The sequence below is a fragment of the Shewanella scandinavica genome (assembly GCF_031932065.1).
Taxonomy (GTDB): Bacteria; Pseudomonadota; Gammaproteobacteria; order Enterobacterales; family Shewanellaceae; genus Shewanella; species Shewanella baltica.
Genome location: NZ_JAUOES010000026.1, coordinates 15,383 through 28,319, shown reverse-complemented (window position 1 = coordinate 28,319; position 12,937 = coordinate 15,383). Strand labels below are relative to the sequence as shown.

Genomic DNA, 12,937 nt, shown 5'->3' with positions numbered 1-12,937 from the left:
AAATTAAACGGGTTTATTATGTTTAACCGTCTCAGGCTGAGTGGCGCCCGAACCCGAATCCAGCGGTGGAATATTTTTAGATAATACCTCATCGGTTTCGACTTTCTTCGGCTGTACTTGATTGAAAATCAACGCCTCTGGCTGCGGCTTACCTGCTGGTTTCTCATGTACCATTTGATCCCAAATCACCTTCGAGTCTTGGTCCACATCATCAGCCTCAACGACCGATGCAGCAGACGAACTCGGTTTCTTCGGTTCAATCACCGCAGCCCCCTTACGGATCTCAGCGGCAATATCCTTCAAATAAGGTTGTTTCGTCCAGTCGCCAACAAACATGGCTGCCACTAATACCGCAGCGCAAAGTAAGATAGAGATCATCGCAGATTTAGTCATTTTACAATCCTAATAGGCTGATAAAACGCAGTCATGATAAATTAGATTGCACTTATCATAACCACACAAAAACCAATTAGACCAGTGCTGGACTTTATACCCTGCTAGCAATGAGTATCAAAACCTGTACACAGCAGGCATTTGGCGCATTAAGCTCACGCTACCAAACATAATCGAAACTGACTTCAACAGGTACCCCTTCAATAGAAACAGGTAAAACCATTTCAGGTTTTAAAGTAATCTGCAGCACAGGCTTTTCTCCATCAAAGGGACCAGAAAGCTGCTTAGGTAAACGCCCAACTAACTCAGTTGGTTCGGAAATGCTCGCTCTAAAACGGTCACCATTTGCTAAAGTAATTGTCGCTTGCTGGCCTATCCTTGTGTAATCCAAATATTTAGGTTCGAGAAATGCTAAAACAACTGGACTCTCTCGACCTGCAAGTAAAGCTAATGGACGGTCCTCAACAATATGCTCTCCAGATTGCACCAGAATATCCACGACTCGAGTTGCCGTTAACGCCCTGATTTGTAATTGTGATTGCTGCGCCTTAAGCCGAGCTAGTTGTAACTCAATATTGCGACGGGACTGGGTGACCACACCAGCACTCAACTCCACGAGCTGCTTTTGCTTGGCCTGCATTAAATCAACCTTAGCTTGCTCCAATGCCATTTTGGAGGCGGTATGAGCTTGTAGTACTGTCGCCATATCAGAGGTTGGTACAACTCCCTTTTTCTGAAAATTCTCATAACTTTTCAACAAAATGTCCTGCCGAGTAACGCCCTCGCTGGCGACGTCAATACGAATTTGTAATTGCGCCAAAATCACTGAATTTAAGCTTAGGTCCTCAATATTAAGTTGGGCTAACTGCCTTTCTAACTCACCTATTTGGGCATTCAGTTGCGGATCTGTGATTGAGAGGATTGGCGTTCCGACATTCAGCGTATCACCAGGCTTTACCTCAATAGCACTGACATCGCCAGTACTCGGAGCTCGCACTTCTAATGGCTCAGTCGTTACTATGCCACTCGCCAACACAAATAAATGTGGTCGCAACAAAATCCAACCGACAATGGCAACTGGCGCAATAACTAACAATAACAATAAATACCAACGCCCTTTGAATCCACTACGCTTAGCGGCAGCATAGCGCACTCCAATACCCTTATCTTCAGTCGGATTTTGCGCCTTGTCACTGGCTTGATAACTCACTTTCATTAAAACTTTCTCCCGCGTTTTAACACCCACCAAGGCGCCATTGAACTTTCTTCATGTGAACGTCGAACCATTTCGTTTAACAAGGCAAACAGACACACCATTCGCATAAACAGTGCATAAAAAGGATATAACGGTAGCCAAACAGCTAAGCGTAAATCTTGAGGAATTCGCTCAGATATCGCCAATAGAACCATTGAATAAAAGAAAGCTAAAATGACTAAATAGAAGCCGTAAATCGTTAATGCAATAGACAAAATAAACTGCCATGGAAAACTAACAACAATACCAATCCCATAGAAAACGATCACAAAGGGCATTAATACGTTCTGTAAAAAACCGTAGAGCAAGGTAAATACAAAAGTACCGCTACCCAATAGTTTGGGTGTAAATGCTGGCCAGTGTTTACGAAAATATAAAAACAATAAATCGCCATCCCAACGTAGCCTTTGCCAGACTAAGGTTTTTAGATCCGCAGGGGCATCCGTATGGCCAATAGCCAGTGTCGCAAAAGGGATCCGCCAATCAGGATGTCGTTTAAAGTACTGTTTTATTCTTATGGTTAAATCAAGATCTTCTGCAGTGTGAGTGTCCCAGCCACCAATTTGGATTAAAAAGGTTCGTCTGAAAGCGCCAAAAGCACCAGAAATATTGTTCAGCAAATTCCACTGCCCTAACCCTGTTTTACCACCTTGCATTGAGATCAAGTATTCAATAGCTTGCATCCGAGTAAATATGGATTCACTCACATTCCGCACTCGCAATGCTCCACCCACAGCAGGCACATTCGGGTCTTCAAAATGTGGCACTATCTGCGACACCATATCGTTATCAAAGGAAGTATCAGCATCGGCATTGATCACTATCTCACCCGTCGCTGTCGCCAATCCCGCATTTAATGTCGAGACTCGTCCACCCCGCTGCCACTTAGGCAGCACAATTACAGTGCGATTATGAGTTTGGCACGCCTTAGCCGCGGCCATTGCAACACGGTAAGTCAATCCATTTTGGACAGCCCCATCAACCACAGCAATGATCTCTATCTCACCGTCATAAACTTGCTCGATAAAAGAATCAATCGTTGACTTCACCGCCTCACCTTCGGCATAACAGGTAATCACACAGGACACTTTAGGTCTAAACAGCGACTGCTTAGGCACCTGCATAAAGCTGGTATAAAAGAAACGTAAAATGCCTGTCACTACGAGTAGCATTAAGGGGACTTCATATAACAATATCAACGGCACCAACCACACAAAGAACGTTAAGTGCTGTGCAAGTTGATGCCAGATATCCAGCAACATATAAGTGATGGTATTGAATTCACTCATCACATTGGCTTAGCTTGTAGGAGTTGATCTGTAAGCCACTCACCGACATTTTCACCAATATTGGCTGGTAGGCTAATGGCCTTAACGCTTAACTCGATTTTCGAGGATGATTGCAGCTCTTTCAAATCAAAAAGCTTGTTATAAATACTCTTTAACTGCTTGATTTCTGTCATAGGCAACAGCATTAACAGCCCATCTTGAGTGTAATTACTGCAAGCATCAGTCACCCGGATCACACTGCGTAAACGCTCTTGCAATGCGTCCAGTTGAGCAAAACCTTTAGCCTCACCCTCTGCACTTAAAAACTCAGCCACATTAAGCATTTGCACCGACAAAATGGAATGTGTCTGATGATGACGTTTTGCCAGTTTGTTCTGCCAATCAAGTAACCAATAGAACTGCTCACTGACCATCTGTTCACCCGGAGCTAAACTGAAAAGCGATTGCGATCTTCCTTGGCGAACCAAACTACGTCCATGCGCCGTCAATTGAAAACTATACACATTACGTACATGTAAAGAATCGAGCTTACTACTTACCTTACAATGCAAACACTCGGCCTCAACCACAGCATCGACAAATAAAGTGTGGCATGAATTACAGTGATGATTTTCTATTGGTCTATCGTAATCAACACCTATGTGTCGTAGGTTCTGCAAACAATTCGGGCAACTCAGGGTATTGAGTTTTCGGAACAATGCTTGATCACCTACATGTCCGCAATTAAAACAATGCAAGCAACTTTGCTGCTCAGTATCAATACTGTGGCATTGCGGGCAAACATCAATGTAATTTAAATGCCCCGAATGGCAACTCGGGCAAAATCGTAAACGATTTGATAGTGTAGATTTCTCAATCCAATTATTTTTTTGTAAATCACTCAACCAAGCGAAACTCTCCTCAGGACTCACACCCCAAGCGTTTAATAAAGGATAATCATATAAATAGCGTCGTGCTGGCACAGAATGAGGTTCAAGAATCGCGTCATGATGACACCACAAATAACATAATAATTTATGTACAATATCATCTTGAAAATTGAGTTTTATTTGCTGTTTTTTTAGCTTATACGACTGATATTGCTCTTTATAATCTTCTCGCCAGATTCCATTTCCGAGAAAAGATGACAATGGACTTTCGCGGGAGACCAATATTAAGCTCAATGCAGTAAGTTCATGTTGCCTCAGCATCATAAGCCACTTGTCTTGCTCTTCTGATTGTACTGATAAGACAATTATCTCTGGGATTCGCCCATTACCAATCAAAGCTTCTACTGAGTTAAATTGCTCAAACCAAGGGTGCCAATCAGCATTTTGATAGCGACCAATCCAGACAAAATAATCATGGGGTAAATCGACACTCAAATTACTAAGAATGACTTCTTTCATATCAATATCCTACATAGATTGCGATCTTGTCTAAGAGAGTTAAAAGACAGTTCAAGAACAACATCCATGTAATAAACTAATACTCTAGACCAAAAATTATAAATAACAGCTAATTTAGGGCTAAATTAATAATCAGTTAAGTATTATAAACAGAAGTTAAATCTTATTGTGGTTAAATCTAATGCATTATAAATGATAATTTATAAACCAATACTTTACAGATAGTTAGTTATCAACGACGGGTTTAACATATTTACACACTTGTTAGTTATACATGTATCATTCGCAATTTTGTTAATAAAAAGATAAACATTAATATCAAAAAAGAAATGATATTGAGCTTTAATTAAAAACCCTCACATTGCACGTCGTGATGGATCCCGCTCACAGGGTCAATGAAACGTAAACGCTGAGCCATCAACTTAAGAGGCGTCGCAAACTTATCCGGCCCTTTGGGTAATAAGCTTGGATAAAATCTGTCGTTTAACAATGGCATACCTAAGCTTTGCATATGCACCCGTAACTGGTGAGTTTTGCCGGTAATTGGGCTCAGGTGGAACAAACCAAGATCGCCTTTTATGGCCACTAGGCTGATTTCGGAATGGGTATTCGCCTCGCCTTCAACGATTTTCATGGTAAAACTCGGGTCGCTCGGCTGCATGCGGTTTTTCACCGTCCAATGCAGGGGCAAAGTTAAGTTTCCCTGTTGATATTGTTCAATAATATCAGGTTTCAGCTTGGCAATCGCTTGATAGTCTTTACGAATAGCATCGTCGATAAATAATTGATGATAAAGGGCGCGGGTTTCGGGCGCGACTGTCATCAAGATCACCCCTGCGGTTTCACGGTCAAGCCTATGAGCAGGCGCGATAGTGTCTATGCCGGTGCGTAATCTCAGTCTATGTACCAGACATTCGTTCACATAATTGCCGCTTGGGGTCACAGGTAAAAAGTGTGGTTTATAGGCCAAAATAACGTTGTCATCTTGGAATAGGATCTGTTCTTCGAAGGGAATTTTCGCTTCGACTGGCACTTCACGGTAGTAATACACCCGCGCTGCAGGGCGATACTCGGTGTCCAAGGCTATCAAACTGCCGTCGCGCCAATGCACTTTTCCGTCGAGGATCCGCTGACGCCATACATCTTCACCTATGCGGGCAAAATGTTGTGCGAGAAAGGCAAACACTGTGGGTTTATCTGTGATATTCACAGGAAGCACTATGTAAGAAGGTTGGGCGGCGCGGGCAGATGCTGTCATATCACAAAAAAAGCGGCTATAGAAAGCCGCTATTCTAGCCTTTTTGTGGTTTTTCAGTCCACATGGGACTTGATAAGTTGCAGCACGAAGTCCAAGGTTTTGTGGCAATCGGGCTGATTAACTAACACTAATTTGTCTTTATTATACATGGGCAAAACCTCGAGCCAGCGCTGGCTTACCCATGCAGCATCTTCTAAATGCACTTGAGAATAGAGCTCAAACAGATCGGGATTCACCTCATAAAACTGCTCTAATGCAGCGCTTATTAGCTCAAATTCACCTTTAATCGGCTCTTCTTGCCAGTTACGGCAGGGTAAAGTGCGCGCCATCCATAACTTATCTTTGGCCTGCGCCGCCGAGAGGATACTGACGCGCTGGCGCCCTTCGAGCACTATGCTGAGTGAATCGTCTTCTAGCTGATTAAAATCGATAATGTCGCACTGGGTAGCGGTGGGATAACAGGGCGGACTGCCGCGGGGTCGAATGGTGGCAAAGGCGAGCGCATACTTTCCCTTGAATACATCGGCCACCATGCGCAGATGACCGGGGTCGACCACACGAACTTCTACCCGTCCCTGTGGCAGTAACAAGGCATCGCGCATGAGTAACGCCATTTCTCGTGTTTGCATAGCAACCTCCTGCCCCTCAAATAGAAGGAAACGAACATCAATGCATTCGTATTCCTTATTACCTTAGAGTGTAGCAGGTGGAGTAATTTCCTTCCTGAAGCCGTTGAGTGCAAAATAAATTGGCGACCCAACTATGCTAAATCAGAGCATTTCAAACCAGCCATTTTAACCCCCGTTTTCTGGGCCACCTCACTTAAAACTAAAAGCGCTCTAGTCGCTCCAGCACATTTCCCTTAGCAACAACCTCGGCAAACTCCTCCGCCAGACGTTCACTCAAGGCCACCGATGTTCGCCAGTATTGCATCCGCTGCGCCGTATCCAGTTGTTTAAAATCTTCGCGGTCGGGGATTTTGCCAAAGGGTAATGAAGCCACAAATTCGGCCGTTGGCGCCAACACGAGTGCATTGTGATAATTGGCTCGACCTTGGCGCCACTTCAAGGATTTATCGAACCATCCTGGGCTGATCGTCGGATAGAAATGCGGATACAGCGTCAAGCCAGTTGCGTGGGATAAAGGCAAGTCGAAGTGATAGTCGGTAATGCCGCCATCGTAATATTGCCCATCGGCAACGCCCTCAATTTGCGGCACTGGGGCTAGCAACAACGGAATAGACCCCGTTGCTAACATCACAGCATCGACATTGGCCTCGGTTAATTCAGCCTGCTGACTGGGTAAATCATTGAGTTGCAAAAAGGGGGATGCTACAGCTTGTTGACTAAAAACCACACGTTCAAAATGCCAGCCTAAACTTCGGCGGCTCAATAAGTTGGTCGCCGCCGTCATCGCCAGCCCCGCCGCGAGTGGCAGCTTTGCCGTTAAACGATTTAAATGTTTGCCGCGGCACACTACTAAATGACTGTGGATATGAGCGTTATTGACGATCTCACTACCACCACTGGCGCCTAAAATCCCCTGCACTACGCCTTTAACTTGTGCACTGACTTCCTGCGGAGTTGGCATACTGTCGTAACGCTGACCAATATAAAAATCCTCTAAGCGACCATAGGCTGCGAGAGGATCTTGCTGCGCCAAGCAGGCTAAACGCCACGCCCCTGAAGACGCGCCAAGCGTATAAAGCGGTGTTTGTCTGTTTTTGAAAAACTCAGAAAACAGATACTTATCTAGCCCTGCGATACCAAGCCATTTAGGTCCACCGGAGGCGGCAAGTAGCTGGGTAAAATGTTCAGATTTAAGGCCTTGTTCTGCCAAGGTATTAAATGCTGTTGCTCCCGCGAGAAATCGTAACGCTGACAAATCTGTGTTCCTTCAAGCCAGTGCCATTAAAATGAAATAACGCATTAAACCACGATGGCGCACGTCAATAAACAATTCATATCATCGACTTAACTCGCCAAAACACCCAAAGCACATCTGCCGATAACAAGGTTTAATCCATATATTCAACTGCATTTTAAACATTAACTAGAACACTCGGCTCTGAGTTAGCACATTTATGTCTAGATGTAACAATTGTTACAGTGATAACCTTCTCCACATTGAATTGTTACGTTACCTTTAATCTGCACTCCTAAGTTCGAGTATCGGGTTACAAACATCATTGAGAGGTTTTTATGCGCCTAGGGATTATCGCATTGGCAGTATCATCTATACTCGCCATTCCAGCTGTTCAAGCCGAAGAGCAACAGCCTGGCTTCGAGAAAATCGAAATCATAGGTTCACGCATAGCACTGCGCACGGCAACTGACAGTGTTGCCCCTGTAGACATTATCACTGCCGAGCAGCTCGAATCGACCGGTATGACTGAAACCGCTAAAGCACTGCAATTTGCCGCCCCAAGCTACAGCTTCCCATTTTCCTCAGTGACTGACGGTTCAGATGCGGTGCGCCCCGCCAGCTTACGCGGCCTGTCGCCCGACCACACCTTAGTGCTAGTGAACGGCAAACGTCGTCACGGCTCAGCGCTAGTGCATTTAAGTGGTACTGTGGGTAAAGGTTCATCTAACGTAGACTTAAACGCTATCCCTATGACGGCGATTAAGCGCATCGAAATTTTGCGTGATGGTGCCTCGGCACAATACGGATCGGATGCAATTGCTGGCGTCATCAACGTGGTGCTAAAGGACAGCGATCAAGGCGGTAGCGTCTCGGCTCAAGCAGGACAAACCTACATAGGTGATGGCGAGCAATGGCGTGTGGGTATAAACCACGGCATCAGTTTAAGTGACGATGGCTTTGTGAATGTCTCCCTAGAAGCCCACCATAAAGACAGCACTAACCGCGCTGGATTGGACCCTCGTCAACAGTATGAAAAATTACCCGATGGCTCAGCCGATCCCCGCGAAGCCACATTTAACCGTAAGAGCCACCAGGTCGGCGATGCCGAATATGACAACTTAGGTCTATTTATCAACGCTGCCCAGCCCATCACAAAAGATGGCAAACTCTATGCGTTTGGTGGCATCAGCCAACGTGAGACTAAGTCAGGCGCCTTTTACCGCCGCGCACTCGACGCCCGTAACTTAACTGAAATCTATCCAGATGGTTTCTTGCCGCAAATCAATCCTAAAATTATCGATGCTTCCTTAGTGCTGGGGTATGAATTCAGCCTAGGCGAGTGGAATATTGATACTTCGGCAGGCCATGGTGAAAACTCATTTAACTACAATATTGTTAATACCTTAAACGCCTCTTTAGGCCCAGATAGCCCAAACGAGTTTGACGCGGGCACACTCACGACCCGTGAAACCAATCTTAATATTGATGCTTCGCGCTACTTTGCCTTTGCCAATGACTCTGAAATCCTGTTTGCGACGGGTGTGTCGTGGCGCCAAAACGGCTATCAAATTGAAGCCGGCGAAACGGGTTCATACATCAATGGCGGTTACGACAACCGCGCTGCAGGCAGCCAAGGTTTCACTGGTTTTACCCCTGAGTCGCAAGTGGATGAAACCCGTGACAATACTGGCGTTTATGTCGAGCTTGAAAACCAGTTAACCAATGAGTTTTACTGGGCGGCGGCGCTGCGTTATGAAAACTATTCTGACTTTGGTGGTAACACCAGTTGGAAGTTAGCGGGCCGTTACGACTTCACCGAAAACTTAGCCCTGCGCGGTACGATCAACACAGGCTTTAGAGCGCCGAGCGTACAACAACTGTACTTCAGCAATATCTCGACGCTGTTTAATCCCGATCCTGTAACTGGTCAGCTGGTGCCTATTGAGTCAGGCACTTTTAACACCCTATCGCCAGTGACCAAAGCACTGGGTATTAATGAGTTAGATCCCGAACTATCCCAGTCATTCAGTTTAGGCTTGGTGTACACCAATGACACAGGCTTAGCACTGACATTAGATACATATCAAATCTCCATCGATGATCGCATTATTCTGTCGAGCTCAGTGACGCCTAATGATTCGCCCGCCGTAGCGGCAGCGTTAGCAGGCACCAATGCGGAATCGGCGCGCTTCTTTATCAACGCCGTCGATACCCGTACCCGTGGCGTAGACCTTGTGGTGAGCCAAGATTTTGATATCGGCTCATGGGGTAATTTACGGGCGAACTTAGCCTATGCCTACAATAAGACTGAAATCCAAGATATTCATTTCCCACAAATTTTAGATGGGTTAGGCAAAAAGCTATTCGATAGCATAGAACAAACTCGCATGACCTCGGCGACGCCGCATAACACAGGTAACTTGGGCTTGACCCATGAGCTAGGCGACTTTAAGACCAATATTCGCCTCAGCTACTTTGGTGATTACACTGTTGGCTATGCCACGGGTGATGTGAATTACAGCGATCAATGGGTGATGGATCTGTCGGTGAGATACGCAGCAACCGATGCGCTAAGTTTCACCGCTGGAGTACAAAACCTGTTTGATGTGTATCCCGAAAAAACACCCGCGATTAACAGCAACAACGGCATTTTCGTCTATCCATTAACCAACACCCCGTTTGGTTTTAATGGTGGCTACTATTTCTTAGAAGCTAAATACACTTACTAAGCGAGTCTTAGCGAACAAAGTGACACTTGATATAAAAACAGGCCATGCAATGGCCTGTTTTTTTATGTCTAAAGCTTATGTCCTAACGGCGACTATCTGATTATAATCTTTACAATTCACTCATTCACATCCGCCATGTCGAGTAACCGATGATCGTCGATACCTTAGCAAACCGCCATATTTATCAATCCCTAAGCCCTCGGCTTGCCACAGCATTAGAACATCTTGCCACCACAGACTTTAGTCAGCTGCCCGTGGGCAATTATCCCCTCGATGGCGACAACATTTTTGTGATAGTCAACGACTACCACACTAAGCATAAATCGACTGAACCCTTTGAAGTGCATAAAAAATATATCGATGTGCAATATGTTTTCAGTGGTGAAGAAGAGTTTGGTTATTTGCCTTTAGCGGGCCAAACACCCTCAAAACCCTATTTTGACAAACACGATTACGCCGAGTTTGATTACGAGACAAACAAAGCCAATGCCTCTTATGTGCAACTCAAAGCGGGTATGTTTGCGCTATTTTTCCCCGGTGACATGCATATGCCAGGCACTGGCAATATCGCCACAGCAGTGCGTAAAGTCGTGATAAAAGTAAAGATCTAACCCTTAAGCAATCTTTGCCGAACCTCAGCTCAGGATTTTTAGCGTTATAGCGTCTTAAGCGTGCAGTGATATGCGCTTTGGCTATTTCCGATCCGAGCCAAATATTGCTAAAATTGTCACAAATTTAAAGGAGAGTCCCTGAAATGCCTATTTACGTTGTCGGTCACAAGATCCCCGATTCTGATTCAATCTGCGGTGCTATCGCGTTAGCCTATTTAAAAAACCAAATCGGTGAAGAAGCCATTGCCGCACGTTTAGGTGAATTGTCACCCGAAACCGCTTTTATTCTGGAACGTTTCGGCTTCGAAGCACCGGAATACAAAACCAGCTACGCTGGCGAGCAAGTGTATATCGTTGACCATTCAGAACTGACTCAAGCACCGGATGATATCGCCCAAGCGACGATCGTCGGGATTGTCGATCACCACAAGCTTGGCGATCTGACCACAGATACCCCGTTAGAATGCTGGATCCGCCCAGTAGGTTGCAGCAACACAGTGATCAAGATGATGTTCGACTTTTACCAAGTCGCTATCCCTAAAAATATCGCTGGCATCATGATGTGCGCCATTCTGAGTGATACCGTGATTTTCAAATCACCGACTTGCACCACTGCCGACATTCGTTGCGTTGAAGCCTTAGCTGAAATCGCCGGTGTTGAAGATTTCAAAGAACTGGGCATGGAAATGTTCAAAGTGAAATCAGCCGTACAAGGCACGCCAGCACGCGACCTCGTTATGCGTGACTTTAAAGACTTCAACATGAACGGTAACTTAGTCGGTATCGGCCAGTTAGAAGTCATCGACCTGTCAGTATTTGACGATATCAAGGCCGAGTTAGAAGCCGATATCAAAGCACTGAAAGTGGAAGGCAATCGCCACAGCGTATTGTTACTGCTGACTGACATCATGAAAGAAGGCTCAGAGCTGTTAATCGTGTCTGATGATAGCGACCTGACCCAACGCGCCTACGGTAAAGATACCGTCGATGGCAAAGTCTGGTTAGACGGCGTATTAAGCCGTAAAAAACAAGTCGTTCCACAGCTACAAGCGGCATTCGCATAGTCGTTTTATCGTCGCGACAGTACTGACATTAAGGCCGAACTGAGTTCGGCCTTTTTTATATTTCAGGTAAAAGCTAATAACCCCTGCGTTACACTTATTCACCGCCGCTAACTAAAACCGGCATGAAACTTTGCTCATAAATCTATCCAGCCAGAGAAGTTGGCGAGTATGATGGGCCAATCGCCCCACTGATTTGATCACTTTCATCCATGCCAGAAGCGCTACAACATATCATCACCGAACTCACCCCTTGGCTGCAGCAATACGGCTATGTGCTGCTATTTATCGCGATTGCTGTCGAGGGTTTTGGCATTCCAGCGCCGGGGCAATCCTTATTGATTGTCGCCAGTTTATTAGCTGCTACAGGGCAAATGTCACTGCCATTGGTGTTGATCGTCGCAGCTTGCGCTGCACTCTGCGGTAACAGCTTGGGATATTTTATCGGTTGGCGCTTTGGTGATGTGTTGCTTAAGAAGGGCTGGATAAAACCGCAATTGGAAGACAAAATCCATGGCGTTATTGGCCAATATGGCATTGCCGCTTTAGTGCTGAGTCGTTTTGTTGAGGGATTAAAACAATTTATGTTTATCGGCTGTGGCTTGGCTAAAATGCCGCTAAAGCAATTTGTAATAGGTAATGCCCTAGCCACCAGCATTTGGGTGGCACTTTTTGGGTTAGGCCCAGTGTTAATCCGCGATGAAATTGCTCCTATGCTGGCATTTTACCACCAGCACAAATACCCCACATGGGCCATTGTCAGCCTAATACTCGCCGCGCTAATCACTTTTACTTGGCGCAAGTGGCAAACCAAAAATCCGCAGTAAGCGATTTAGGATCTATTCTTCCGATTCCTTTTGGATTATTTCTATCACCTTATGAGCCTTAACAAAATGATCTAAGCGATGAGTTTGAATCCACCAAGTCGCCGCTTCCATAAGCAACTCTGGATTATCATTCTTGTTCGCAAAGAAGGCGTAAAATGAGACACCGACATTATCGCCTTTAGTCTCAATTTTTTTATGACAAACCGTGATGATTTTTGCTCTTAACTCAGCTCTCATATTGACTCATAAAGTTTATTGAC

12 protein-coding genes are annotated in these 12,937 nt (G+C 45.3%); 4 read left to right on the top strand and 8 right to left on the bottom strand.

All coding sequences use genetic code 11. The features are described from left to right. Positions 1-3: 3 nt before the first annotated feature. The 7 genes from Q4Q50_RS18390 to Q4Q50_RS18360 form a co-directional block, all read right to left on the bottom strand. Positions 4-393: a hypothetical protein gene (locus Q4Q50_RS18390; protein WP_311891342.1), complete on the bottom strand. Its 390-nt coding sequence runs from the start codon at positions 391-393 to the stop codon at positions 4-6. A gap of 160 nt (positions 394-553) precedes the next feature. Beyond that, the gene (locus Q4Q50_RS18385) at positions 554-1,609 is read right to left on the bottom strand and encodes an HlyD family secretion protein (protein WP_311891341.1); all 1,056 of its coding nucleotides are present in this window, start codon (positions 1,607-1,609) and stop codon (positions 554-556) included. Continuing rightward, positions 1,609-2,937 carry a glycosyltransferase family 2 protein gene (locus Q4Q50_RS18380; protein ID WP_220592996.1) on the bottom strand — a complete coding sequence of 443 codons (1,329 nt, stop codon included), beginning with the start codon at positions 2,935-2,937 and terminating at the stop codon, positions 1,609-1,611. Before Q4Q50_RS18380 ends, Q4Q50_RS18385 begins: the two co-directional genes overlap by 1 nt. After that, positions 2,937-4,325, bottom strand: coding sequence for a TackOD1 domain-containing metal-binding protein (locus tag Q4Q50_RS18375; protein WP_012196585.1), 1,389 nt, complete (start codon positions 4,323-4,325; stop codon positions 2,937-2,939). Before Q4Q50_RS18375 ends, Q4Q50_RS18380 begins: the two co-directional genes overlap by 1 nt. Positions 4,326-4,671: 346 nt before the next feature. After that, complete coding sequence (locus tag Q4Q50_RS18370; RefSeq protein WP_311900543.1) at positions 4,672-5,583, bottom strand: pseudouridine synthase; 912 nt, start codon at positions 5,581-5,583, stop codon at positions 4,672-4,674. Between the two features lie 53 nt (positions 5,584-5,636). After that, complete coding sequence (locus Q4Q50_RS18365) at positions 5,637-6,212, bottom strand: LON peptidase substrate-binding domain-containing protein (protein ID WP_006083313.1); 576 nt, start codon at positions 6,210-6,212, stop codon at positions 5,637-5,639. 199 nt (positions 6,213-6,411) lie between these two features. After that, positions 6,412-7,467 carry an alpha/beta hydrolase gene (locus Q4Q50_RS18360; RefSeq protein WP_311900542.1) on the bottom strand — a complete coding sequence of 352 codons (1,056 nt, stop codon included), beginning with the start codon at positions 7,465-7,467 and terminating at the stop codon, positions 6,412-6,414. Between the two features lie 317 nt (positions 7,468-7,784). Here Q4Q50_RS18360 and Q4Q50_RS18355 point away from each other — a divergent pair, with 317 nt between their 5' ends. From Q4Q50_RS18355 to Q4Q50_RS18340, 4 genes are all read left to right on the top strand, one after another. Continuing rightward, complete coding sequence (locus Q4Q50_RS18355) at positions 7,785-10,178, top strand: TonB-dependent receptor plug domain-containing protein (protein WP_311900541.1); 2,394 nt, start codon at positions 7,785-7,787, stop codon at positions 10,176-10,178. 149 nt (positions 10,179-10,327) lie between these two features. After that, positions 10,328-10,789 carry a NanQ anomerase/TabA/YiaL family protein gene (locus Q4Q50_RS18350; protein WP_311900540.1) on the top strand — a complete coding sequence of 154 codons (462 nt, stop codon included), beginning with the start codon at positions 10,328-10,330 and terminating at the stop codon, positions 10,787-10,789. Between the two features lie 143 nt (positions 10,790-10,932). Continuing rightward, entirely contained in the window at positions 10,933-11,853 is a 921-nt protein-coding gene (locus tag Q4Q50_RS18345) for a manganese-dependent inorganic pyrophosphatase (RefSeq protein ID WP_006083317.1), read from the top strand. Between the two features lie 209 nt (positions 11,854-12,062). After that, entirely contained in the window at positions 12,063-12,677 is a 615-nt protein-coding gene (locus Q4Q50_RS18340) for a DedA family protein (protein ID WP_311900539.1), read from the top strand. Between the two features lie 12 nt (positions 12,678-12,689). Here Q4Q50_RS18340 and Q4Q50_RS18335 read toward each other — a convergent pair whose 3' ends face one another. Then, complete coding sequence (locus Q4Q50_RS18335; protein WP_006087105.1) at positions 12,690-12,914, bottom strand: DUF6500 family protein; 225 nt, start codon at positions 12,912-12,914, stop codon at positions 12,690-12,692. Positions 12,915-12,937: the final 23 nt, after the last annotated feature.